Origin of the sequence: Thalassotalea piscium (genome assembly GCF_030295935.1) — a bacterium.
Taxonomy (GTDB): domain Bacteria; phylum Pseudomonadota; class Gammaproteobacteria; order Enterobacterales; family Alteromonadaceae; genus Thalassotalea_B; species Thalassotalea_B piscium.
Genome location: NZ_AP027362.1, coordinates 1,554,402 through 1,579,146, shown reverse-complemented (window position 1 = coordinate 1,579,146; position 24,745 = coordinate 1,554,402). Strand labels below are relative to the sequence as shown.

The following is a 24,745-nucleotide window of genomic DNA, read 5'->3' as shown; positions in this document are numbered from 1 at the left end:
TCCCATTAATATATTGCTTTAATCATCAGACAAGCTTTTCAACACTTCAAGGAATAAATTGTTATGAATATCACCTGCGCACATTGTTTTGCTACTAACCGAATTCCAGACAATCGAGATCATCAAGAGGCCGGCTGTGGCAAGTGCAAAAAAACAATTTATTCACCGATACCAATTAATTTAACTAATGACTCTTTTTACCCCTTCATAGAGCGTAATGATTTACCGCTAATTGTAGACTTTTGGGCTAGTTGGTGTGGGCCATGCCAAAACATGGCACCGATTTTTAATAAAGTTGCACAAGCAACTGACACTATACTTTTTGCTAAAGTTAATACCGAGCAAGCTCAAAAAGTTGCAGCTGAAGCAAACATTAGAAGTCTTCCAACATTGATATTTTTTCACCTAGGCAAAGAAATAGATCGTATTTCTGGAGGACTAAATGAAATGCAAATGAAACAATGGGTTATACAGTGTATAAGCAAAATTAACAGCAATTAACGAATACGCTAAACACAAAAATTTATCAAAAACTTGTTCAATGTGACGTTTTAGTATTAACTTCAAGGGTTTTCTGTAACCATTTCAACTGTTTTATGCAATGTTCACAAGTTGGGTGAGTCGTAGAAAAGTTAATTATAGGACTTAACGTTGTACTTAATGCCTTAAATGCTAATTCTCTTAAAGAGTCAGTTGCATTAGGGCGTGTTGATCTTTGCTGTACATTTTTGCAGCGATTTATTTGGTGTTTATACAAGGCTGAACTTATGTAATGGGGTTGTTCCCCATAAATAAGTGAAAACGCCGTAGAAAAACCAAAGAGGCGCTGTCCTACGGATACGTTTAAACATGATTTACTTTTCGTTCTAGCTCATTTATGTAGAATAACGACACTTTATTCGCTACGCCTCAATTAAATCATGTTTAATTCGTACAAAATTTGTACTCGAAAGATCAACACGCCCTAATATTTTGACTAGTAAAATAAGCCTGTTGGTATGCTTTTATCAAATAACCAATGGCATGCTCAAGATCACCTTGTTTTTCAAATAACGTTGATAAGTTATGACATGCGCATATCCATGCCATCAATAGAGACTCGTAACTTTCATCTTTGTTCCATCGACCTTCAAGTTGGCTATAGGCCGACTTATAATAACATTCTGCTTGATAACATTGTTGAGCCTCGAAGAAATCGTTTCCTTTAAGCAATAACTGCTGCCAGTGCATTTTCATTCCTTTTAAATTTAATAATTACCACACAAACAAATAGTAATGATTCTTATTTAGATTTACAAGAATTAATTGTCATTTAAATATCAACAGTTATTTTAAACATTAGTTGCCCACTTGAGTGTTTTGATAACAACTGGCAAGTGCTGCCGCTTAATTCGCTTCACAAATCCCATGATTGAATATACATATCTATTACACTATGATTTTGTATAATTTAAAAACTAACTTTGATTAAAGAAAGCGAATTAAGGAACTCTATGGTTCATTCACAATGTTTATCTTGTAAGCATATTGTCAAAGCAAAGGTTCATAATTGCCCTATGTGTAACGCCGGTATGAAAATTTCACAAGAGGACAACCCCAAGCAATGCCCTCGGTGCACAGTGCCATTAAAGATTAAACATTATCGTAATTTTGAATTAGACGAATGTAATAAATGCGAAGGACTCTGGTTAGAGCCTGACGAATTCTCTGTATTAACTTCTGAATTTGACGTTTATAGAGATAATGCCAGCAACCCACTATATCTGCGCCCTGCGCTTAAAAAGGCAGAAAACTATCTGCCTTGTGCGAATTGTCAGAAAATGATGTCTAGACGTAGCTTTAAAACAATATCAGGTGTGCTAATTGACAGCTGTATTCATTGTGGAGTCTGGTTAGACAAAGGTGAACTTGACAATATCAGAGACTTTGTTGCAAGTGGTGGTTTAGATAAAGCACAGGATAGAAAAATTATACAGCAAGAGCTTAAGCTAGATGCTTTAAATGATCGCGTATCTGATCTTGAGTTAATGGAAAAAATGCTTAACAAATTTGATATAAAGAGAATATTTTTTAGAGGTTTTTAAGCTATAAGTGTTCATTAAATAATTAAGAGTAATAAACATATAAAATTGGTCTACAGCCACTTTGATAAGGCATTATAAAATAACTTTTCATCTTTATTGTGTCCATCTAACTTATTATTTTAATTATAGGTTTAATATAAGTACTAATAGTGGTTAAATAACAAACTGCACTATCAATTTAAACATTAATAATTAAAACTAAAAAAATAGGTGGTTAAATGAAAACGGTTATAAATGACAGATTAATAAAGAATGAAAACTTATTTAGAGCTTGTGTTTGCGTACCTTCAGCTATTTTATTTATTTTGTTATCAATCAACTCAGTTGCAACTTCAGGTATTATTATATTTCAAATAATATTTACTTTAATGGCAGCATACTTTTCTTTAAGTGCCCTTTCATATGCGGCTTATTATACAAATGAACGTTATGAAGGAAAAACAGTGTCATTAATTGCGAACAAAAACTTATCCAAAGTAATAAAGTTTTTGCCAATAGCCTTTTTATTCACTTTCATAGCACACCATTCAATTACCACCTCTGCACATATTATTTTTCAAACAATACTCGTGATTATGGCTTTTTCTTTGGTGTTAAGCACAATTGGCTATGCTGCTTTTTATACAAACGATTGTTATGGAGACAGTGCGAAGGACTAGCGATAGTTAAGCATATAGTTTTAACGTTATTAAGCCGCTACCCGCGGCTTATTTCTTTAAACTTTATTATACTAACCTGCACCATACAATTTTTTGAATCTTTTTAGATCCCAACCAATCATAACTTCATTACCAACTTTAAGCGCCGGAACAGAGCGGGCACCGATCGCATCTAGCTCTTTTCTACCTCTTTGCATTTTTGCATTTTTGCATTAGTTAATCGATATTGAATACCATTATCGTCTAAATATTTTTTAGCTTCACGGCAGTGAGGACATTTATCTGAAACATATAAAACAACGCGCTTCATCGGTAACCCTTGAAAAATTATTAAGGATAAATATTTTACTGAAATCATCTAAGTAAAAACAGCTTATTCGCTACACAACAATAAACATTCAGAGTCGGGAGGTATTTATCTGATTAAAATACTTTGCAGCCTAATTATACTTTCACATTATATTACGGCAGTGGTCGCACGACGTACCGCCGTGCCTCCCCTTGGACCCCCTCCGACGCCCTGCTCAGCGAAAATTGAAGGATGAATTTTTGCCGTAAACCGATAACTGACGAATGCTCGTCCCTGCGCAGCGTCAGTTCCAGCCATCCATGGCTGTCATCGGTTAACGACTATTAAAAATTTAAACTTCAACGCTGGAGATGGGAATTGGTTAAATCCGCCCTACTCGTTTCTATAACTATCACCACTAAAGACAAAGAAGAGTCTACCAATATAAATAAGCTAGAACGGAGCATAAAATTCTGCTTGGAAAAATGTCTGAATGAATAATCAATATCAGCTATTGCTGGCAGGACGCTAGCAAAGTGAAGTAGCACATGGATGTGCTTTCTGAACATTAGCTCTATTATTGATTTATTTATGAAGAACTACATTTTTCAGCAGCTCCGAGGGTTTCCAAAGGGAGGCCAGAGGCAGCCTCCCTTTGGGTGTAGTCGCCACAGCGACAATATAATCAGAGAAAGAAATTAAACCATAAAGAATTTAACCCCAAACTATATGCCCTTTTAACGTTAGTAGGTGAAATCCTTTTTAAGTCTGGTTATTCTTTATAGTCCATTGCGGTCGTGACCGCAGCACCCAAGGGGCGACGTACCGCCGTGCCTCCCCTTGGAACCCCTCCGACGCCCTGCTCAGCGAAAACTGAAGTTTAAATTTTTGTCGTTACCGATACCTGACGAATGCTCGTCCCTGCGCGACGTCAGTTCCAGCCATCCATGGCTGTCATCGGTTAACGACTATTAAAAATTCAAACTTCAATGCTGGAGATAGGAATTGGTTAAATCCGCTCTGCTCACTTCTATTGTTAATATTTTTCAACTTAAAACCTACAACAAAGAGCTAAACCACCAATTAAAAAAAAGCTAGAACAGATCAAAAACTCTGCTTGAACAAACGCTGAAATAAAAACCAAATAGTCACGTATTATCATCAAGGATGATGACAAAGGCAAAGCCGCACATGGATGTGCGATCTTTGTCGGTACGTCGAACTATTGGTTTGAATGGAAGATCACGTTTGTTAGCAGCGCCTAGGGAGTCCAGAGGGAGATAAGTAAGATCGGAGTCAGCCTCCGCTCTTACTTTTGGGTGCCGTCGCCACAGCGACAATATAATCAGAGAAAGAAACTAAACCATAAAGAATTTAACCCCAAACTATATGCCCTTTTAACGTTAGTAGGTGAAATCCTTTTTAAGTCTGGTTATTCTTTATAGTCCATTGCGGTCGTGACCGCAGCACCCAAGGGGCGACGTACCGCCGTGCCTCCCCTTGGAACCCCTCCGACGCCCTGCTCAGCGAAAACTGAAGTTTAAATTTTTGCCGTAAACCGATACCTGACGAATGCTCGTCCCTGCGCAGCGTCAGTTCCGGCCATCCATGGCTGTCATCGGTTAACGACTATTAAAAATTTAAACTTCAACGCTGGAGATGGGAATTGGTTAAACCCGCTCTGCTCACTTCTATTGTTAATATTTTTCTACTTAAAACCTACAACAAAGAGCTAAACAACCAATTAAAAAAAAGCTAGAACGGAGCATAAAACTCTGCTTGGAAAAATGTCTGAATGAATAATCAATATCAGCTATTGCTGGCAGGACGCCAGCAAAGTGAAGTAGCACATGGATGTGCTTTCTGAACGTTAGCTCGATTATTGATTTATTTATGAAGAACAACATTTTTCAGCAGCTCCGAGGGTTTCCAAAGGGAGGCCGGAGGCAGCCTCCCTTTGGGTGTAGTCGCCACAGCGACAATATAACGAGAAAAGAAAACTAAACCATAAAGTATTTAATCTTTTCCTATTCAACTACAATAAACGATTAAATAATTATTTCTAAAAGGACTAAATGAATGGGGCAAATAAACTACTCATGTTTTACAAATGAAAGTTTATCTTTTCAAAAAGCGATAGTTATCGAGCATACAGAAATAAAAAAAGTTCATTTAAATTGTACTAACGGTATTTTAAATATACATCTTGATGTTGAAAATATATATGCTGAAGATGATCATTCCCATATAAATAAATTAGTTCAAAACCATATTGCTCAGTTGACAATAATCCATAATATACCGACAAAAGAATTTAAGATATGTGGAAGCTCTCTTCCGTATAAAACAGAGGAAAATGCAGGCCTTTTTAAAGTACATAAATCCTTCCAAATTAATATGAATTTAGAAGGGCAATTTAATCGAATTGATTGCAATGACATTAATAATGTATTTAATACCGATATTAAGCCTGAAAACATAGTGATTAACACGCAATTAGCTGTCGCATTATCGGAAGAAGAGCCAATAACTAAATTCATACTATTATATAACGTATTACAACAATGTTTAGGAAACGAACAGCGCTTAGTTGAACACCATATAAAACAATTCAACCCCAAAATAAAACTAATAAAAAGCCCTTTTAATGGAAGAATGGAGACAATATATTCAAGCTTAAGAAATGAGTTAAACCATAAAAGAAACAAAATTGAACCTAATTTAGAACTGACTAAAAAGAAAGTAATCACGCATTTAAATCAATTCACAAAAATTACAACTCAAATAATTTTGGATCAAAATTAACAAAAAACCCGCTAGTTAGCGGGTTTTCAAAAGAATAACAAGCTGTAAGCTACTCGCTTACCAACCTGTTTTCTCTTTAAGCGCAGAACCAATTTCCGCTAAAGAACGAACTGTCTTAACTCCTGCTGCTTCAAGAGCCGCAAATTTCTCATCAGCTGTACCTTTACCACCAGCGATAATCGCGCCAGCGTGACCCATACGCTTACCTTCCGGTGCAGTAACACCAGCAATGTAAGAAACAACAGGCTTAGTAACGTTAGCTTTGATGTATTCAGCCGCTTCTTCTTCAGCTGTTCCACCGATTTCACCAATCATAACGATTGCTTCAGTTTGAGGATCGTTTTGGAACATTTCCAATACGTCGATGAAGTTAGTACCAGGAATTGGGTCACCACCAATACCTACACAAGTAGATTGGCCAAAACCAGCATCAGTAGTTTGCTTAACGGCTTCGTACGTAAGCGTACCAGAACGTGAAACAATACCTACTTTACCAGGTTTGTGGATGTGACCAGGCATGATACCAATCTTAGTTTCGCCAGGAGTAATAACACCCGGGCAGTTAGGACCGATCATACGAACGCCTGATTGATCAAGCTTCGCTTTAACGTCAACCATATCTAAAGTTGGAATACCTTCAGTGATTGTAACGATAAGCTCGATGCCTGCATCAATAGCTTCTAAAATTGCATCTTTACAAAACGGGGCTGGCACATAGATAACTGTTGCTGTTGCGCCAGTTGCTTCTACAGCATCACGTACTGTGTTAAATACTGGTAAACCGAGGTGTGTTTGTCCACCTTTGCCTGGTGATACACCACCAACCATTTGTGTACCGTATTCAAGTGCTTGTTCTGAATGGAATGTACCTTGACCACCAGTAAAACCTTGACAGATTACTTTAGTATCTTTGTTAATTAATACAGACATTATTTGCCCTCCGCAGCTGCTACAACTTTAGTTGCTGCATCAGTTAATGACTCAGCAGCAATGATGTCTAAGCCAGAATTTTTAAGAACTTCACGACCTAATTCAGCATTAGTACCTTCTAAACGTACAACAACAGGTACTTTAACGCCTACTTCTTTAACTGCGCCAATAATACCTTCAGCAATCATGTCACAACGTACGATACCACCAAAGATGTTAACTAAAACAGCTTTAACGTTGTCGTCAGAAAGGATGATTTTGAATGCTTCAGAAACACGTTCTTTAGTCGCGCCGCCGCCAACATCTAGGAAGTTAGCTGGCTTACCGCCGTGTAAATTAACGATATCCATAGTACCCATTGCAAGGCCTGCACCGTTAACCATACAACCTACGTTACCGTCTAATGCAACATAGTTTAATTCGTATCTTGCTGCATGTGCTTCACGCTCATCTTCTTGAGATGGATCGTGGAATGCGCGCATTTTAGGTTGACGGTATAAAGCATTACCATCAATACCAATTTTACCATCTAAGCAATGAAGATTACCTTCGTCAGTAATAACTAACGGATTGATTTCTAATAAAGCGAAATCAAAATCTTCAAACATTTGCGCAAGTCCTAAAAAGATCTTAACAAATTGTTTCATTTGCGTTGGATTAAGGCCTAATTTAAAGCCTAATTCGCGTGCTTGGTAAGGTTGCGCGCCAACTAGCGGGTCAATCTCAGCTTGGTGAATTAACTCTGGAGTTTCTTCAGCAATCTTTTCAATATCAACACCGCCTTCAGTAGACGCCATGAATACTACTTTACGGCTAGCGCGATCAACAACCGCTCCTAGGTATAATTCGTTAGCAATATCTGTACAGCTTTCTACTAAAATTTTAGCAACTGGCTGACCTTTTTCGTCAGTTTGGTAAGTAACTAAGTTTTTACCTAACCAGTTTTGGGCGAAATCTTTGATTTCTTGCTTGGTTTTAACTAGCTTAACACCGCCAGCTTTACCACGGCCACCCGCGTGTACTTGAGTTTTAACAACCCACATATTGCCGCCGATTTTATCAGCCGCCTCTGCTGCTTCCTGAGCGGTATCGCAAGCGAAACCTTCAGAAACTGGTAAACCATATTCAGCGAATAATTGTTTCGCTTGATACTCATGCAAATTCATGGTGTTTTTTCCATTTATCTGTAGATGATAATGGCAACAAGTTTTACAAATTGTTACCATCGAAAAAAGTCGTCTGATTATAGTATAAAAGCTCTAAAGACGGTAGCCGATAGAGCTAATACTATAGCCTAAAACATAATATTTATTTCACGATCTGTTTAAGCGATTAAACATCAAGCAATAAACGTGTTGGATCTTCTAGTAATTCTTTAATAGTTACTAGGAAACCAACAGATTCTTTACCATCGATTAAACGATGATCATAAGAAAGTGCAAGATACATCATTGGTAATATTTCAACTTTTCCATCAACCGCCATTGGTCTATCTTGGATTTTATGCATTCCCAAAATAGCTGCTTGTGGTAGATTTAAAATTGGTGTTGAAAGTAATGAACCAAATACACCGCCATTAGTAATAGTAAAGTTGCCACCTTGCATATCTGCCATCGCAAGTTTGCCGTCACGACCTTTGATCGCTAGGTCGCGAATACCATTTTCTATCCCCGCCATACCAAGTTGATCAGCATCACGTAATACAGGCGTAACTAAACCTCTAGGTGTTGATACGGCTATAGAGATATCAAAAAAGTTATGATAAACAATATCGTCGCCATCAATTGAAGCGTTAACACCAGGGAAGCGTTTTAATGCTTCGGTAACTGCTTTCACGTAGAACGACATAAAACCTAAACGCGTATCATGGGTTTTCTCAAATAAATCTTTGTATTGAGCACGTAAATCCATAATCGGCTTCATGTTAACTTCATTAAAAGTAGTTAACATTGCTGTTGAGTTTTTAGCTTCTAATAAACGTGTCGCAATAGTTTTACGTAAACGTGTCATTGGAACACGTTTCTGAGTACGCTCACCTAGAGCAGATGACGCTTGTGCAGTAGGAGTTGGTTCTGCTGCCTTAGGTGCTGCTGCAGGTTTATTAACTGCGGCTTGTACGTCTTCTTTAGTAATACGTCCACCTTTACCAGAGCCTTTAACATCAGAAGCTGATAATCCCTTTTCTGTCATCAAACGACGTACTGAAGGACTCGCTAGTTCGTCAGCGCTAATTGCTTCTTCAGGCGCTGCAGCTGGTCCTTCTGCTGCTGAGCTTGAACCCGCAGACATTTCACCAATTTTTTGTTGACCTAGCACTGTGTCGCCTTCAGCGTGAATAATTTTACCCATTACTCCATCAGCAGTTGCTGGCACTTCAAGTACAACTTTGTCTGTTTCAATTTCTACCAGCACCTGATCTCTAGATACAGAGTCGCCTTCAGCAACATGCCATGTGGCAATTGTCGCATCAGCTACAGATTCTGGTAATACAGGCACTAATATATCAGCAGGAGCTGATTTAGATGCACTTTCTGCAGGCTTTTCATCGGCTTTGCTATCTTCAGTTTTAGCATCTGCAGTAGCTTTACCTTCAGATGCTTCACCCGCAGATAAAATTGCAATCACTTGGTCACCTAAAACGGTAGCACCTTCTTGTTGTGTTATTTCAGTAATAACACCGTCAGACGTTGCTGGTACTTCTAACACTACTTTATCAGTTTCAATATCAACTAATATTTGATCACGTGTAACGCTATCGCCTACTTGTACATGCCAAGTAGCTACGGTTGCATCGGCCACTGATTCAGGTAATACGGGAACCTTTATTTCGGTTGTCATTAATTTATTCCTTACTCACAAAATCTTTACTAAACAAATGGTCTATTCAACCGTTAGCGCCTCGTTAACCAGCGCTTGTTGCTCTTTAACATGTACTGACATATACCCAACAGCAGGAGCTGCCGATGCCTTACGGCCAGCATAAGTCAAATAAGTACCTTCAGGGATTGCTGCTCTAAAGTGATGCTGAGAGCAATACCAAGCACCTTGGTTTTGCGGCTCTTCCTGACACCAAACAAACTGCTTAACGTGTTGATATTGCTCTAACTCTTTTTGCAATTCTTGCTCAGGGAAAGGGTACAATTGTTCAATACGTATAATAGCAATGTTATTTAATTCATTCTTACGACGTTGATCAAGTAACTCGTAGTAAACTTTACCACTACAAAATACAACACGATCAACGGCCTTTGGATCAAGGTTGTCTATTTCACCAATTACATTATGAAAGACCCCTGTCGACAACTCTTCAAGTGAAGATACAGCAAGAGGATGACGTAATAATGATTTAGGCGACATAACTACCAACGGACGACGCATAGGGCGTACAGTCTGACGGCGAAGCATATTAAATACTTGAGCTGGTGTAGACGGAACACAGACTTGCATATTATGGTCAGCACAAAGTTGTAAAAATCGTTCTAAACGCGCAGATGAATGTTCTGGTCCTTGACCTTCATAACCATGAGGTAACAACATAGTTAGGCCACATAAACGTCCCCACTTTTGCTCACCTGATGAAATAAACTGGTCAAATACTACTTGTGCGCAGTTGGCAAAATCACCAAATTGTGCTTCCCAAATGGTTAAGCCTGCAGGTTCTGCAGTTGTATAACCATATTCGAATGCAAGAACCGATACTTCAGACAATACCGAGTCGTTTACATCAAATGGGCCTTGGCCTTCTCTAATATTTTTTAATGGTACATAGTGACTACCATCTGTTTGATTATGTAAAACAGCATGACGATGGAAAAAAGTACCACGCCCTGAGTCTTGACCAGTAATACGAACACGTTCGCCAGAGTCAACAACGCATGCATAAGCTAAGTTTTCAGCCATTCCCCAATCAAGTAATTTTTCGCCTGATGCCATTTTTACGCGGTCATCATAAATTTTCTTGACCCGAGCATTTACCGGATAAGATTCTGGGTAGCTTGAAATTTTTTCAGCAAGCTCTTTCAGCTTTTCAACTGATATTTCTTTTTTATAGTCATCATCCCAGTTGTGACCGATAAACGGTGTCCAGTCAACAGAATGTTCGGTCATTGGGCGCCATTGTTCAACTGTACATTGACCTTCGTCTAATAGCTTACGGTAGTAATTGGCTAATTCATCTGATTTTTCAGTACTTATACTACCTTCATTATCAAGTTGGGCCGCATACAATTGGCGAGGTGTAGGGTGTTTTCTAACCTTTTTATACATGAGCGGCTGTGTAGCACTTGGCTCATCAGCTTCGTTATGCCCATGACGGCGGTAACAAACTAAATCAATAACCACATCACGCTTAAATTCAGATCTAAAGTCTAATGCTATTTGAGTTGCTAAAATCACCGCTTCTGGATCATCACCATTAACATGAAGAATAGGCGCTGAAACCATTTTTGCTATTTCAGTACAATATTCGCCACTACGTGTATCAGCAGGGTTTGATGTAGTAAAACCAACTTGGTTATTAACAACTATTCTAATACTACCACCCACTTTAAATGCACGCGCTTGCGACATATTAAAGGTTTCTTGCACAACACCTTGCCCAGCAATTGCTGAGTCACCGTGAATGGTCACGGGTAAAACCAAGTCACCTTGGCTGCAGTTACGGCGGTCTAAACGTGCGCGCACAGAGCCCATTACTACTGGGTTTACAATTTCAAGGTGTGAAGGGTTAAATGCTAAAGCTAAGTGAACATTACCACCTGGTGTAACAAAGTCTGAAGAGTAGCCTTGATGATACTTAACATCACCTGACGATAATATTTCATCGTGTTTGCCGCCAAACTCATCAAATAACTTTGATGGGTTTTTCCCCATTACGTTAACAAGTACGTTCAGACGACCACGATGAGCCATTCCAAATACAACTTCTTTTGTTCCTTTGTTGCCAGCACGAGTGATTAACTCTTTCAACATAGGGATAAGCGCATCACCACCTTCAAGAGAGAAACGTTTAGCTCCAGGGAATTTAGAGCCAAGATACTTCTCTAAACCATCAGCAGCAATTAAGCCTTTTAACACTTCTTCTTTTTCTTCAATTGATAGCTTAGCCTGTGACTGAACAGATTCTAAACGCTGTTGAATCCAACGTTTTTCTTCTGTTGATGTCATGTGCATATATTCTGCACCAATTGAACTACAATAGGTTTTGGTTAGTGCTTTGTATAGATCACCAAGTTTCATTGACTCTTGGCCACCTGCAAAAGAACCCGTATTGAATTCTTTATCAAAATCATTTTCTGACAGGTCGTGATGAGAAAGTTGTAAATCACGTACTTTCTCACGTTGCCATAACCCTAACGGATCAATATTGGCGTTTTGATGACCCCGAAAACGGAAAGCATTAATTAACTGCAAAACTTTAACTTGCTTAGCATCACTACCACCTGAAACGATCACCGTTTTTTGGGTTTGTTTTGCTAACTGTTTAAATTCTTCGCGAATTTCAGAGTGACGATATTCAACATCGACACCTTCAATTTTAGGCAGTTGTTCGAAGACAGTTCGCCATTCTGCAGAAACAGATTGCGAATTATCTAGATAAGATTCATATAACTCTTCAATATAAGCAGCGTTAGCGCCACTTAAATGGGAAGACTCTATCCAAGCCTTCATTACACCTTCTGGCATTGCCTGTTCCTTTAGTGGGATAAAAGCAACCAATCAAATATGTTCTAAAGTAATATACATTCGTTAACTATTACTTTAGAACGGCTCTGTTGTGTAAATTTACCGATTTTTCAGCAAATTTACTACCAGCTTATTAATAAGCTGGTATAAATTGTTAAACTGCGCGAGAAACCAACATTGATTTAATATGGCCAATCGCTTTTGTTGGGTTTAATCCTTTAGGACAAACATCAACACAGTTCATAATACCGTGACAACGGAATACGCTGTAAGCATCTTGTAAATCATCTAATCGTTCTTCCGTTGCAGTATCGCGACTGTCTATTAAAAATCGATAGGCATGCAATAATCCTGCTGGACCGATGAACTTATCAGGATTCCACCAAAATGATGGACATGATGTTGAACAACACGCACACAGAATACACTCATACAACCCATCTAATTGCTCACGCTCTTCAATAGATTGTAAATGTTCACGTGCGGGTTGATCTTTACCATCGTTAATCAAGTATGGTTTAATTTTTTCATATTGATTATAAAACTGTGTCATATCGATAATTAAATCACGTACAACAGGTAATCCTGGTAAAGGACGTAATACTATAGTACTTGCTTTTAGGTCTGATAATGGCGTGATACACGCCAAGCCATTTTTACCATTCATATTCAGACCATCTGAACCACAAACACCTTCACGGCAAGAACGACGGAAAGATAACGAAGAATCTTGCTCTTTTAACAAGATTAACGCATCCAGTACCATCATATCTGAGCCTTCCGGTACTTCTAGTTCATATTCTTTCATGTAAGGTGCATTATCAACATCTGGGTTGTAACGGTAAATCGAAAAAACTTGTTTCATCGTCAATGCTCCTTAGTAAGTTCTAGCTTTCGGTGGGAAAGCTTCACGGTGAACAGGGGCCATATTAACATCACGCTTCGACATTCCTTCAGAGCTTGGTGTATAAATAGTATGGCATAACCAATTTTCATCATCGCGCTCTTGAAAATCTTCACGAGCATGAGCACCACGAGACTCAGTACGGAAGTTAGCTGCTTTTGCTGTACAGTAAGCAGTTTCCATTAAGTTATCTAGCTCTAAACATTCGATACGTTGAGTGTTAAAATCAGATGACTTATCGTCTAAATAGGCAGTTTTCAAGCGTTCACGAATTTCAGTTAACTCTTTCATACCTTCAGCCATTGCATCTCCTTCACGGAAAACCGAGAAGTTAAACTGCATACATTTTTGAAGATCTTTACGTATTTGAACAGGGTTTTCACCACTAGTAGATGTTTCCCAGCGATTATAACGCGCTAAAGCTGCATCTAAATCAGATTCAGAAGCATCTAAGCCACTCTGAGTTTGTGATAAGTAAGTACCAAGGAAGTTACCCGCGGCACGACCAAATACAACTAAATCAAGTAATGAATTACCACCTAAACGGTTAGCACCATGAACAGATACGTTTGCTATTTCACCGACAGCAAACAAGCCTTCAATAATTTTTTCTTCACCCGTTTCCGGGTTAAATTGAATAGCTTGACCGTTTACATTACACGGCACACCACCCATTTGATAATGACAAGTAGGAATTACTGGAATAGGTTCTACTGCAGGATCAACGTGAGCAAATGTTTTAGATAAGTCACAAACACCTGGTAAACGTTTTTCTAACGTTTCACGACCTAAGTGATCAAGTTTAAGCTTAATGTGTGGACCCCATGGACCATCACAACCACGACCTTCTCTAATTTCTGTCATCATAGAGCGGGCTACAACATCTCGGCCAGCTAAATCTTTTGCATTCGGCGCGTAGCGCTCCATGAAACGTTCGCCATCTTTGTTTAAGAGGTAACCGCCTTCACCACGACAACCTTCAGTTACTAATGTTCCTGCACCCGCAATACCTGTTGGGTGAAATTGCCACATTTCCATGTCTTGCATTTGCACACCAGCACGAAGAGACATACCAACACCGTCACCCGTGTTAATGTGAGCATTAGTGGTAGAAGCAAAAATACGCCCTGCTCCACCTGTAGCTAGAACAGTTGCGCGTGCTTTAAAATAAACCACTTCGCCTGTTTCAATGCAAATAGCAGTTGTACCTACTACGGCACCATCGCTATTTTTGACAAGATCTAAGGCATACCACTCTGAGTAAACATTAGTTTTGTTTTTAACATTTTGCTGATACAAACAGTGTAATAAAGCATGACCTGTACGGTCAGCTGCAGCTGCAGTTCGAGCAGCTTGTTCGCCACCAAAGTTTTTAGATTGGCCACCAAATGGACGTTGGTAAATTTTACCTTCTTCGGTACGAGAAAAAGGTAAGCCCATGTTCTCTAACTCGATAATCGATTCTGGGCCTGTTTTACACATATACTCAATAGCATCTTGGTCTCCGATATAATCAGACCCCTTAACTGTATCGTACATGTGTTGTTCCCAATGATCTTCATGAGCATTACCAAGTGCAACGGTAATACCACCTTGAGCTGATACTGTATGAGAACGAGTAGGAAATACTTTTGAAATCAGGGCACAAGATTTGCCTGATTCAGAAATTGCTAATGCGGCGCGCATACCTGCACCACCTGCGCCAATAACTATGGCGTCAAATTCACGAATTGGAACGCTCACTTACACACCCCACACTGTTAATAAGCCCACGACTAAATAACTTAGTAGTGTAACGGCAAAGAAAAATTGTAATACACCACGTAAAAATGAAGAGTTAACGTAGTCTGATAATACTTGCCACACACCGATCCATGCATGAATCAATAAAGCAAATAATGCCAATACTGTTAGTATTTTAGTGCATAGACCTGAAAAGAAGCCTAGCCAAACATCATAAGTTATTTCTGGCGTAATGAGAAAAAAACCAAGCATATAAAATACAAACACGGCTAAAATAACAGCACTTGCTCTTAGAAGAATAAAATCATGTACACCGCTACGGCCTACAGTTGCTGCATTAGTTACCATAATTTAGCTCCTACTAAGACGGTGAATACAATCCACAAAACAATAATCAACTTAGCACTTATGTTGCCTGAAGCTAACTCTTCAAAGTAGCCTAAGTCCATAAGTAAGTGGCGAATACCACCAAGTAAGTGATAAATCAAAGCAGAAAGAATGCCGATAATGATGAGTTTAAAGAATAAACCATCAAGTAATGCTTTTACTTGGGCGAATTCTTCCGCAGAAGATAAAGATAATGATAGTGTCCACAATAAAATTCCAATGGCAAATACCATAATAACACCAGAAATTCGGTGTAATATAGATGCATGTGCCGCGGGATGCATTTTTATCGTAGTTAGATCTAGGTTTACAGGACGTTGTTTTTTCACGATTGTTGCCTAAAGAGACTTCGATTTTTTATTGTTACTCAAAATAAGTATAAAAATGAGTAACCCCCCAGTGATATTAGGCTATATTTTATAAACTTACTTGAAATATTAAAAAATATAGCCAGATCAAACTAATTATATAGGTGATGATTTTCAATTACAATTTTCTTATATGACAAATTTCGAGCTAATTTAAAGGCTTGCGGTTATTTTTTAATCGATAATTAAAAAACATAGCACTTTAGTCGAATGATATCACAATTGGTTTGACTTTTAGGGGGTGTTTTGAAGTAGAATAACGACCAGTTTTATATTCAGAATATTCAGAAAAACTGACTAAACTTTCAATTAGTCAGATGACAAGATTTATAAATAGGGGATAAAACATTATGGCTGATTTAAAAGCCTCTCTCAGTATCGATGGTAAAGTTATTTCAGACTTACCAATTTTAAAAGGTAGTGCTGGAAACGATGTAATAGACATTCGAACTTTGGGTAGCTCAGGCTATTTCACATATGATCCAGGCTTTTTAGCTACCGCGTCATGTGAATCTGCTATTACCTTTATTGATGGTGATAAAGGCGTGTTAGAGCATCGCGGATATCCTATCGATAGCCTAGCAAAGCAAGCTGACTACCTTGAAGTTTGTTACATACTGCTAAACGGGGAAGCCCCGAGTAAAACAGAATATAATGAGTTTAAAAGTATCATCACGAACCACACAATGGTACATGAAAAATTAGCCCATTTTTTCCAAGGGTTCTTACCTGATGCGCATCCAATGGCGATGTTATGTGGTGTAGTAGGTGCTATGTCTTCTTTTTACCACAGTGATTTAGACATTCATGCACAAGACCAACGTACCCGTAGCGCACATCGCTTAATTGCTAAAATGCCAACGATTGCAGCTATGGCTTATAAGTACAGCATTGGTCAACCTTTCGTTTACCCACGTAACGATTTGACCTATGCAGAAAACTTTCTACATATGTTATTTTCTGTTCCGGCGGAAGATTACAAGGTTAAACCTGTTTTAGCTCGTGCGATGGACAGAATATTTACGTTACATGCTGATCATGAGCAAAACGCATCAACTTCAACTGTACGTTTAGCGGGCTCTTCTGGTGCTAACCCTTATGCATGTATTGCTGCTGGTGTTGCATCACTTTGGGGGCCGGCTCATGGCGGAGCTAACGAAGCTTGTTTAACAATGTTAGAAGAAATAGGTTCCCTAGATCGTGTTGACGAGTTTGTAGCTAGAGCAAAAGACAAGAACGATTCATTCCGTCTGATGGGCTTTGGTCATCGTGTTTATAAAAACTTTGACCCGCGCGCAACGGTTATGAGAGAAACGTGTCATGAGGTATTACAAGAGCTAGGTATTAAAGATCCATTACTAGACGTAGCAATGGCCCTTGAAAAAGTAGCTTTAGAAGACCCTTATTTCATTGAGAAAAAGCTTTATCCAAATGTAGATTTCTACTCAGGCATTATCCTTAAAGCAATTGGTATTCCTACTAATATGTTTACTGTAATATTTGCCATGTCGCGTACAGTAGGTTGGATTTCACATTGGGATGAAATGCTAGGACAAGCAGGACAGAAAATTGGTCGTCCTCGTCAATTATACATTGGCGAAGTTAACCGCGAATTTGTTCCATTAAAGAATAGATAGTATTCGTTAATTCCTTATTGTTCTTTTGTAAAGGTCGCGTCAGCCTGTCTTTCCTACACAAATCCCTCGATAAAAATCGAGGGATTTTTTTATGAACTTATTGTACAGAACGTGATCTGATCCATTTATTCAGTGATGAGGTGGATTTCTATGTTTACAACAAGTTCAGAGCAATGGGCAGAAGAAACATTTTTACATGCAAAATTGGGCGATACCCGCAGAGCTAAACGACTTGTTGTGTTAGCCTCTAATCTTTCCAACAAGTTAGGGCAATCACTCGTGCAATCATCTACGTCCACAGCCGATATTGAAGCGGCCTATCGTTTTACTCGTAATAAAGCTATTGATGCTCAAGCTATAGCTGAGGCTGGCTTTAAGGCAACAGCAGCAAAAGTTAAAGATTATGATTGCCTACTTGCTTTAGAAGACACCACATCACTTGAATTTAAACATCAAACGATTCGCGATGAAATGGGGCATACCACTTCGAATAAGCGTTCGCGTGGCATGCATGCTCATTCCGTATTGCTATTTGCCCCTGAGCAGCAGCATGTTGTTGGTCTGATTGAGCAAAAACGATGGACACGAGACGTCAGTTTGTACGGCCAAAATAATCGCCATGCCAGCCGAGCGTACGAAGACAAAGAAAGCTATAAGTGGGAGCAAGCATCAGAAGCGATGACTCCCCGTCTAGGTTCAACAATGAATAAGGTAATTTCAGTGTGTGATAGAGAGTCAGATATTATTGAATACCTGACTTATAAAACAGCGAGGCAGCAACGTTTTGTCGTGCGCTCAATGCAGAGTCGTTGCATTGAACAAAGTGAAAATAAACTTTATCAATATAGTGAGTCGTTAAAATCAGCAGGTCAACGTATTGTTTCGGTGAGGCAAAAAGGCGGACGCAAAGCGCGGGAGGCTTCTTGTCAAATACGTTATGCCAAAGTTGATGTAAAAATGCCAGCGAATAAAAAAGGCGCTTCGGTATCTCTCTATTATGTGGGTTGTCAGGAAGAAAACAATGACCAAGGATTAAGTTGGCACCTGTTAACATCTGAGCCTGTGACGTGCAAAGAGGAAGCCGAAAAAGTATTGACCTACTATGAAAAACGCTGGTTAATTGAAGAGTTCCACAAAGCGTGGAAAAGCGGCGGTACTCAAGTAGAAGATTTACGTATGCAAAGTAAAGACAATTTAGAAAAGGTGATTGTGATATTAGCGTTTATTGCCGCACGCCTTCATCAACTTCGTTACCTTGGCCTTAATAAGAAAGAAGCAGAAAAGCATAGTTGTGAAACGGTTTTAAGTCCGTTAGCGTGGAAGTTGCTATGGACAAAACGAGAAAAATCAAAACCACCGACAACGGCACCAAGCCTTTATTGGGCTTACATTAACCTTGGGAAGTTAGCGGGTTGGCACGATTCAAAACGTAATGGCCGTGTCGGGTGGGAGCGATTATGGGAAGGATGGTTTAAATTGCAAACCATCCTTGAAGGCTATGAATTAGCCCAATCTCTTGATCTGAAAATGTGATCAAGAGACAGGCGTCAGCGGCCTTTTTATTACCTCAACGTTAATTCCCATACTATTTCAAGTGCATTAATTAAATGTTCTACTTTATACGCAGTTAAAGCAGTCAAAGAATTAGTTTAAAAAGGTTTAGCGTAGATCATCACTCCTAATCTTCTCTCATTATCAAGCACAAAAAGCATACATTCTGTATTTTATAAAGACAATAATTACTGAATAAATGCTAATTTTATTTATCAAAAAGTGAATATTTATACAGATTGTTACTTTGTTATAAAACAAATAAAAAACACAACACGATAATACAAACATTATAAAAACATTTATTTAACAAAATATTTACACTGTATGTAATTATTAGTCATTTAACTCAATTTTTTCTCTAAAAAATTTTGAGTAAGGGATTAAAATGATAATTGTGGTGTCAAATAGCTTCGTTTTGATATAATTGCGCTCAACTTTTTTAGTATGTTATGGGTTTATGTCTAAGTATCAAGAAAGATTTGGCGGTATAATTCGTTTATATGGGGTTAATGCTGTAGAAAAACTACAACAAGCGCATTTTTGTGTGATTGGCATTGGTGGCGTAGGTTCTTGGGTTGCTGAGGCACTCGCTAGAACAGGTGTTGGTAAGTTAACTTTAATCGATCTTGATGACATTTGTATCACCAACATTAACCGTCAAATTCACGCATTGAACTCAACTATAGGTCAAAGTAAAGTTGAGGTAATGGCTGAGCGTATATATGAGATTAATCCCGACTGCCAAGTTACTTGTATTGAAGACTTTATTACCCTTGAAAACTTAACTGAAACTATTGATCAAACATTTGACTATGTAATAGACGCAATAGACTCAGTTAATGTAAAAACTGCCCTAATAGCGCACTGCAAAAGGCAAAAAATTGCGGTTATGACGATAGGCGGGGCCGGTGGCCAAACAGATCCAAGTCAAATTCAAGTTACTGATCTAAGTAAAACTTACCAAGACCCATTATTAGCTAAAGTACGTAACCAGCTAAGGCGCGACTTTAACTTTAGCCGCAATATTAAACGTAAGTTTGCTATAGATGCCGTTTTTTCAACAGAGCAGTTAATGTATCCAGACAGTAAAGGAAATGTTTGCCATAGCAAACAGCAGCAAGAAGGTGCCTTACGCCTTGATTGTAATAACGGGTTTGGCGCTGCAACACATGTTACTGCTAGTTTTGCCTTTTTTGCTGTAGGTGCAAGTATAAAAAAATACTTAAAAAAAGCACTCTCAGTATAAAATTGGTACGCTAGCTTACAATTGACTTAATTTTGTCCACTATTGCCAACAGACCATTACCTCTTGAAGGGCTTAAATGTTTTAATAGTCCTAACTGGCTAAAATAATTGTTTATATCAAAATTTAGAATTTCTGCTGCTGACTTCCCATTAAAAGCTAAAAGTACAACCGCTAACAACCCCCTTATAATTTTAGCATCGCTATCAGTTTGAAAATAATATAAATGATTAATATCTTTTGAATACGTTAACCAAGCAGCACTTTCGCAACCTTGTATTAGCGTGCTGTCACTTCGCTTTGATTTAGGCATTCGTGGTAATTTTTTACCGAGTAACATTAGTTCACGGTGCTTTGTGTCCCAACCTTTTAATTGACGAAATGTACTTATTATTTCTTGAACACCAGCGTTATCTTGTGCCTGTTTAACAGCACTGTCTTTTATATTGCTTAAGTAAGTAAGTTTATCAACGACAACATCTACTTCAGATAATGTATTATATGGGGCTAAAGAGAGGCGAATACAGCCATTAATATTTAAGAACTCAAATAATGGCATGGCACAGTGCCGCCCTACTCTAACTGAAATGCCAAACAAATCTAACTGACTTGCTACATCTTGCAAGTTTTCGGCTAAGGTAAAACTAAAAAGTGCAATATCTGGCTTACCTTCAACAATAAACTTGAGTGTTGGTACTGAGCTTAAACGCTCGAAAGCATAATTTAATAACGTTTTTTTATACTCATGGGTATTTGTTAACTGATACTCGTTGATAAACTCAATGGCTCTTGAAAAAGCAATTACACCACTAATATTTGGTGTGCCTGCTTCAAATTTAAATGGCAACGGCTGATAACTCGTCCCAGAAAAACTTACATGTTCAATCATTTCACCACCAGCCTGATATGGAGGCATACTATCAAGTAAGTGCGCTTTTCCAAACAGTACACCCACCCCAGTGGGTCCATACATTTTATGGGCAGAAAAAACATAAAAGTCGCAGTCTAGTGCTTGCACATCAACACTAATGTTTGCAACAGCTTGCGCACCATCAATTAATGTTAATGCACCAACAGACTTGGCCCTAGCAATGATTTTATTTATAGGGTTAATTTTACCAATAACGTTTGAAATATGGCTTACACATACTATTTTAGTTTTTTCACAGATAATATCTACCAGCGACTCAATTGCAATTGTGCCTTGTTTATTCAATGGTAGAACTTTGATCACTGCACCAGTTTTTTCAGCAACGATTTGCCAAGGTACTATGTTTGCATGATGCTCACCATAACTTAGCACGATAACATCGCCCTTGTTTAATTGATTACTCCCCCAAGAATGCGCCACTAAATTGATACTTTCGGTACAACTTTTTGTCCAAATTATTTCACTTGATTTGCTGGCATTAATAAATTGTTGAACAGTAATACGTGCCTGTTCAAATTTAGCCGTTGCCTCAGCAGCTAATTGATATGATGCTCGATGAACATTTGCATTACTAAGGCAATAAACATCATTTTGTTCATTAATTACACATTGAGGTTTTTGTGTAGTAGCGCCATTATCTAAATAGATAAGCGGGTGGTGGTTTACATTTGTCTTTAATATAGGGAATTGCTGTCTAAATTGCTTTATTTCAAAGTTTTTCATGTAGGTAATTGACAAGTAAACATAATATTATTGTCATCATTATAACGTAACATATCCCCTGAAACATAGATTAAATTATTTGGCCAATTCCGCTGCAAATATTAGGTCTTTTGTTCAAATTCTACTATAACTATATAAAGTACAATGCGAGATATAATAATGACATTATTTTCATGGTATTTAGCCACTAAACAAAAAAAATTATCACCCTCGGTAACCGAAAAATCGTCACACGTGGAAGGAATGTGGCCTATAGCCGAAGTAAGGCAAAACACACAAGAACAGCACTCCACATACGTTTCATGTAAATACGATAAACAGTATGCTAGTGAAAAAGAAAAAGCTACACAAAAAGTAGAAAACCCAGTGTAAAGCCTGTTGGTTTAATTATGAAATTTTACAGCCTCACTTCGCCACGTTTGGGCACCAATATGGTCGCCCTTATCATCTAATGCTGCGCTGATGTTATAATGAAAGCTTGGCATAAGGTATTTACGAACGCTACTTGAAAGTAATGCTTTATATTCTGGAGGTAATGGCAGCTCGAAATATGTTAGTGCTGTAGCATTCGCTATAGGTTTAACTGAGATTAACGTGTCGGTTTGACAAGTATTAACAAAGAACAACCCTACTTCACCCGCATGCTCACGAGGTGTTCCAATTTGCCAACCAGTGGTATTTTTTTGAAGAATGGGTGTTGTCGATTTGATCATTTTTGCCCAAGGTACGTTTTCTAAGACTTTCGTTCTGATTTGATTTCTTTCTCCCTGATGAGCCTTGTCTAATACCACAACATTATGTGAACTCGCTTGTGTACTATGACAAAACGGATGGTCTTTGGGGAGAGGATATTCATCAACAAACCCTAAAAGGTGCAGCAACTCATGCTTAAATACATCAACATCATCATTTCTGTCTAAATATACAATACCAGAATGAACATTTGCACCGCCCTTTGGTACTAACACGCCTAAATATTGACTATTAATACTTCCAATATATTGATGCCATATTGCCTCATTGCATGTGATAGCCTGATCTGCTGCATGCTGACACACTAGTTCACTTTGGGTAATATATCGAGGTGTTGGAAAGCAAAAGTACTGACCCACATCGGTTTTACTAATTTGAGATATTAAGTCTGAAGCATGGTTTAAATCGTTAAGGGTAGTAGCAAAAAGCTGTAAGCTTAAGCAGTCGCTTTTCGAGTCAATATTAGATGGTAACTTTGGCTTGAATACTTGATACTTTTGTAAAGTACTAAACAACGCTCTACCTTGTTCAGTTTGTTGTATTTGATTTTTAATACTCGTTATTTCTGACAAACTTCCTTGGCTGATTGCAATATTTACGATAAGTGCTTGGGCCCAAAAATGTTGAGTTTGCGTTTTAGCAATTGCTAATGATTTAGACCATTGTTTTTGCTTAAGGTAGTAATTAGCTAAAGGCTGAGCTGCATTTAAATTACCTAGCTCAAAAGCTTGTTGGTAGCGAAATATTGCATGGTCAACTTTTTTTAAAGACCGGTAATAGTTAGCTAGTGAGTAAGCAACATCACCATCATATTCAGATAAATATCTACTTGATTTACGCCAGTTATCGTCACCTATCTCACTATAATGATATTGAGTTAAATAGTAATTTTTTTTATCCAGTTTTGCTAAAACACTAAGGTTTTCAGTAGAAATGAGTTGACGGTCTAAAGCCCAATGAATTAAAGGTAAGTAAAAAAATACACAGATAGTAACAAGCCCTATTACTAAGCATGCCACTAGCGAAACTTTCTTCATCACCGAAGTCAACAATCACTATAATACTTTATTTGCTGAGCTTTCTCTCAATAAATCAAGTTCTAGTTTGGCATACCTGTGCTCTACAAATTCAAAAACATTAGTGCTTAATGCTAATTTAAAGAAATTTGCTGCATCATGTACGTTACCGTTTATTTGATTAATTTTGCCGAGATAAAAATACGCTTCACATAAGCGATCACTTAAATCTTTATTAGTATTTACACCTTTAACTAAGTTAGTCATAAAGCGTTTTTGCGATATATTACCTAAATAAAGGTTAATAATCTCTTTCGCCCAAACTCTATCTTCAATGTTTTCGGCTCGCTTGTGTAAATTAGCTAATGCTTGCTCAGTAGATATTTCGCGTTCAGCCAAATATAACCATAACACTCGATAAGGATCATCTAATCTATTACTATGGAACGCCTTTAAGTCTTCTACCGCTAAACTTGGTCGTCCACCGTAGTAAAGTGCAATACCACGATTTAAGTATGCAAATTCATGTTCAGCGTTTAATTCGATGGCTGAATCTAACGAATCATAAGCTTGGGTATATTCTTGTAATTGGGTAAAGTGAATGCCTAAAAAGTTATAAGCCTCGACTAGATCTGGTTTTAATCGCAACGCACGATTAAAGTCTAAACGCGCCAAAGAGCGCAGGCCAACGCTGTCATAAATAACGCCACGATCATAGAAGAGCTGAGCTCGTTGATCGTCAGTTATTTCTGCACGTTGAATTACTTCAGACATGCGCGCTAATGCGATTTCACTCTTATAATTAATTTCTACAGGCTCAGCAATAACCAGTTGACCTGAAACACTTCGTTCTTGTGATAATGATGAACACGCTTGACTTGATAATAGAAGCCCAAGAATTAATACACGATAATATAATTTCACTAAATGCTCTGACCTTTTAACCTACTTAACTCGATTATATACCCAAACGACGGACAATAAAAAGGCGAGTAACGAACCAATTTAATCTTAACCCAATTTTTTAGTAACAA

At 38.1% G+C, this 24,745-nt stretch carries 21 protein-coding genes; 8 read left to right on the top strand and 13 right to left on the bottom strand.

Annotated features, from left to right (window positions below):
* Window positions 1–63 precede the first annotated feature (63 nt).
* Entirely contained in the window at window positions 64–501 is a 438-nt protein-coding gene (trxC, locus tag QUD79_RS06810) for a thioredoxin TrxC (RefSeq protein WP_184424749.1), read from the top strand.
* A 453-nt stretch (window positions 502–954) separates the two neighbouring features.
* Here the strand turns inward: trxC and QUD79_RS06800 are convergent, their stop codons facing one another.
* Window positions 955–1,230 carry a DUF2753 family protein gene (locus tag QUD79_RS06800; protein ID WP_184424748.1) on the bottom strand — a complete coding sequence of 92 codons (276 nt, stop codon included), beginning with the start codon at window positions 1,228–1,230 and terminating at the stop codon, window positions 955–957.
* Window positions 1,231–1,493: 263 nt separating this feature from the next.
* Here QUD79_RS06800 and QUD79_RS06795 point away from each other — a divergent pair, with 263 nt between their 5' ends.
* Both QUD79_RS06795 and QUD79_RS06790 read left to right on the top strand, forming a co-directional pair.
* Window positions 1,494–2,084 carry a zf-TFIIB domain-containing protein gene (locus tag QUD79_RS06795; protein WP_184424747.1) on the top strand — a complete coding sequence of 197 codons (591 nt, stop codon included), beginning with the start codon at window positions 1,494–1,496 and terminating at the stop codon, window positions 2,082–2,084.
* A 218-nt stretch (window positions 2,085–2,302) separates the two neighbouring features.
* Window positions 2,303–2,743, top strand: a complete 441-nt coding sequence (locus QUD79_RS06790) for a hypothetical protein (RefSeq protein WP_184424746.1) — start codon at window positions 2,303–2,305, stop codon at window positions 2,741–2,743.
* Window positions 2,744–2,915: 172 nt separating this feature from the next.
* Here the strand turns inward: QUD79_RS06790 and QUD79_RS06785 are convergent, their stop codons facing one another.
* Window positions 2,916–3,053 carry a glutaredoxin domain-containing protein gene (locus QUD79_RS06785; protein ID WP_246454983.1) on the bottom strand — a complete coding sequence of 46 codons (138 nt, stop codon included), beginning with the start codon at window positions 3,051–3,053 and terminating at the stop codon, window positions 2,916–2,918.
* Window positions 3,054–5,111: 2,058 nt separating this feature from the next.
* Here QUD79_RS06785 and QUD79_RS06780 point away from each other — a divergent pair.
* Window positions 5,112–5,837, top strand: a complete 726-nt coding sequence (locus QUD79_RS06780; RefSeq protein WP_184424745.1) for a hypothetical protein — start codon at window positions 5,112–5,114, stop codon at window positions 5,835–5,837.
* Between the two features lie 57 nt (window positions 5,838–5,894).
* On the opposite strand, the gene sucD is transcribed toward QUD79_RS06780, so the two are convergent.
* The 8 genes from sucD to sdhC all read right to left on the bottom strand — a co-directional run bounded on the left by sucD (window position 5,895) and on the right by sdhC (window position 15,815).
* Window positions 5,895–6,767 (bottom strand): succinate--CoA ligase subunit alpha, encoded by an 873-nt coding sequence (gene sucD / locus QUD79_RS06775; RefSeq protein WP_077338398.1) that lies wholly within the window; start codon window positions 6,765–6,767, stop codon window positions 5,895–5,897.
* A complete protein-coding gene (sucC, locus tag QUD79_RS06770) occupies window positions 6,767–7,933 on the bottom strand; it encodes an ADP-forming succinate--CoA ligase subunit beta (RefSeq protein WP_184424744.1) in 1,167 nt (388 codons plus the stop codon). Before sucC ends, sucD begins: the two co-directional genes overlap by 1 nt.
* A 166-nt stretch (window positions 7,934–8,099) precedes the next feature.
* A complete protein-coding gene (gene odhB, locus QUD79_RS06765) occupies window positions 8,100–9,605 on the bottom strand; it encodes a 2-oxoglutarate dehydrogenase complex dihydrolipoyllysine-residue succinyltransferase (protein ID WP_184424743.1) in 1,506 nt (501 codons plus the stop codon).
* Window positions 9,606–9,647: 42 nt separating this feature from the next.
* The gene (locus QUD79_RS06760) at window positions 9,648–12,452 is read right to left on the bottom strand and encodes a 2-oxoglutarate dehydrogenase E1 component (RefSeq protein ID WP_184424742.1); all 2,805 of its coding nucleotides are present in this window, start codon (window positions 12,450–12,452) and stop codon (window positions 9,648–9,650) included.
* A gap of 154 nt (window positions 12,453–12,606) precedes the next feature.
* Window positions 12,607–13,317 carry a succinate dehydrogenase iron-sulfur subunit gene (locus QUD79_RS06755; protein WP_184424741.1) on the bottom strand — a complete coding sequence of 237 codons (711 nt, stop codon included), beginning with the start codon at window positions 13,315–13,317 and terminating at the stop codon, window positions 12,607–12,609.
* Window positions 13,318–13,329: 12 nt separating this feature from the next.
* Window positions 13,330–15,099, bottom strand: coding sequence for a succinate dehydrogenase flavoprotein subunit (gene sdhA / locus QUD79_RS06750; protein ID WP_184424740.1), 1,770 nt, complete (start codon window positions 15,097–15,099; stop codon window positions 13,330–13,332).
* A complete protein-coding gene (sdhD, locus tag QUD79_RS06745; protein ID WP_184424739.1) occupies window positions 15,100–15,447 on the bottom strand; it encodes a succinate dehydrogenase, hydrophobic membrane anchor protein in 348 nt (115 codons plus the stop codon). It abuts the gene before it with no gap.
* Window positions 15,441–15,815, bottom strand: a complete 375-nt coding sequence (gene sdhC, locus QUD79_RS06740; protein ID WP_184424738.1) for a succinate dehydrogenase, cytochrome b556 subunit — start codon at window positions 15,813–15,815, stop codon at window positions 15,441–15,443. Before sdhC ends, sdhD begins: the two co-directional genes overlap by 7 nt.
* Before the next feature lie 389 nt (window positions 15,816–16,204).
* On the opposite strand from sdhC, the gene QUD79_RS06735 reads away from it, so the two are divergent.
* From QUD79_RS06735 to tcdA, 3 genes are all read left to right on the top strand, one after another.
* Window positions 16,205–17,491 carry a citrate synthase gene (locus QUD79_RS06735; protein WP_184424737.1) on the top strand — a complete coding sequence of 429 codons (1,287 nt, stop codon included), beginning with the start codon at window positions 16,205–16,207 and terminating at the stop codon, window positions 17,489–17,491.
* Window positions 17,492–17,641: 150 nt separating this feature from the next.
* Window positions 17,642–19,024 (top strand): IS4 family transposase, encoded by a 1,383-nt coding sequence (locus QUD79_RS06730; protein WP_286288804.1) that lies wholly within the window; start codon window positions 17,642–17,644, stop codon window positions 19,022–19,024.
* Between the two features lie 478 nt (window positions 19,025–19,502).
* Complete coding sequence (gene tcdA / locus QUD79_RS06725; protein ID WP_184424399.1) at window positions 19,503–20,291, top strand: tRNA cyclic N6-threonylcarbamoyladenosine(37) synthase TcdA; 789 nt, start codon at window positions 19,503–19,505, stop codon at window positions 20,289–20,291.
* 10 nt (window positions 20,292–20,301) lie between these two features.
* On the opposite strand, the gene QUD79_RS06720 is transcribed toward tcdA, so the two are convergent.
* Window positions 20,302–21,942, bottom strand: coding sequence for a SufS family cysteine desulfurase (locus tag QUD79_RS06720; RefSeq protein ID WP_184424400.1), 1,641 nt, complete (start codon window positions 21,940–21,942; stop codon window positions 20,302–20,304).
* A gap of 159 nt (window positions 21,943–22,101) precedes the next feature.
* Here QUD79_RS06720 and QUD79_RS06715 point away from each other — a divergent pair, with 159 nt between their 5' ends.
* Window positions 22,102–22,314 (top strand): hypothetical protein, encoded by a 213-nt coding sequence (locus QUD79_RS06715; RefSeq protein ID WP_184424401.1) that lies wholly within the window; start codon window positions 22,102–22,104, stop codon window positions 22,312–22,314.
* Window positions 22,315–22,325: 11 nt separating this feature from the next.
* Here QUD79_RS06715 and QUD79_RS06710 read toward each other — a convergent pair whose 3' ends face one another.
* The gene (locus QUD79_RS06710; RefSeq protein ID WP_184424402.1) at window positions 22,326–23,735 is read right to left on the bottom strand and encodes a tetratricopeptide repeat protein; all 1,410 of its coding nucleotides are present in this window, start codon (window positions 23,733–23,735) and stop codon (window positions 22,326–22,328) included.
* Window positions 23,736–23,750: 15 nt separating this feature from the next.
* Entirely contained in the window at window positions 23,751–24,635 is an 885-nt protein-coding gene (gene nlpI, locus QUD79_RS06705) for a lipoprotein NlpI (RefSeq protein WP_184424403.1), read from the bottom strand.
* Between the last annotated feature and the right edge of the window lie 110 nt (window positions 24,636–24,745).

What these genes read in the sequence shown, in the direction of transcription:
- trxC (WP_184424749.1), top strand. Translation starts at nt 64, where the DNA reads ATGAATATCACCTGCGCACATTGTTTTGCTACTAACCGAATTCCAGAC.
- QUD79_RS06800 (WP_184424748.1), bottom strand. Translation starts at nt 1,230, where the DNA reads ATGCACTGGCAGCAGTTATTGCTTAAAGGAAACGATTTCTTCGAGGCT.
- QUD79_RS06795 (WP_184424747.1), top strand. Translation starts at nt 1,494, where the DNA reads ATGGTTCATTCACAATGTTTATCTTGTAAGCATATTGTCAAAGCAAAG.
- QUD79_RS06790 (WP_184424746.1), top strand. Translation starts at nt 2,303, where the DNA reads ATGAAAACGGTTATAAATGACAGATTAATAAAGAATGAAAACTTATTT.
- QUD79_RS06785 (WP_246454983.1), bottom strand. Translation starts at nt 3,053, where the DNA reads ATGAAGCGCGTTGTTTTATATGTTTCAGATAAATGTCCTCACTGCCGT.
- QUD79_RS06780 (WP_184424745.1), top strand. Translation starts at nt 5,112, where the DNA reads ATGGGGCAAATAAACTACTCATGTTTTACAAATGAAAGTTTATCTTTT.
- sucD (WP_077338398.1), bottom strand. Translation starts at nt 6,767, where the DNA reads ATGTCTGTATTAATTAACAAAGATACTAAAGTAATCTGTCAAGGTTTT.
- sucC (WP_184424744.1), bottom strand. Translation starts at nt 7,933, where the DNA reads ATGAATTTGCATGAGTATCAAGCGAAACAATTATTCGCTGAATATGGT.
- odhB (WP_184424743.1), bottom strand. Translation starts at nt 9,605, where the DNA reads ATGACAACCGAAATAAAGGTTCCCGTATTACCTGAATCAGTGGCCGAT.
- QUD79_RS06760 (WP_184424742.1), bottom strand. Translation starts at nt 12,452, where the DNA reads ATGCCAGAAGGTGTAATGAAGGCTTGGATAGAGTCTTCCCATTTAAGT.
- QUD79_RS06755 (WP_184424741.1), bottom strand. Translation starts at nt 13,317, where the DNA reads ATGAAACAAGTTTTTTCGATTTACCGTTACAACCCAGATGTTGATAAT.
- sdhD (WP_184424739.1), bottom strand. Translation starts at nt 15,447, where the DNA reads ATGGTAACTAATGCAGCAACTGTAGGCCGTAGCGGTGTACATGATTTT.
- QUD79_RS06735 (WP_184424737.1), top strand. Translation starts at nt 16,205, where the DNA reads ATGGCTGATTTAAAAGCCTCTCTCAGTATCGATGGTAAAGTTATTTCA.
- QUD79_RS06730 (WP_286288804.1), top strand. Translation starts at nt 17,642, where the DNA reads ATGTTTACAACAAGTTCAGAGCAATGGGCAGAAGAAACATTTTTACAT.
- tcdA (WP_184424399.1), top strand. Translation starts at nt 19,503, where the DNA reads ATGTCTAAGTATCAAGAAAGATTTGGCGGTATAATTCGTTTATATGGG.
- QUD79_RS06720 (WP_184424400.1), bottom strand. Translation starts at nt 21,942, where the DNA reads ATGAAAAACTTTGAAATAAAGCAATTTAGACAGCAATTCCCTATATTA.
- QUD79_RS06715 (WP_184424401.1), top strand. Translation starts at nt 22,102, where the DNA reads ATGACATTATTTTCATGGTATTTAGCCACTAAACAAAAAAAATTATCA.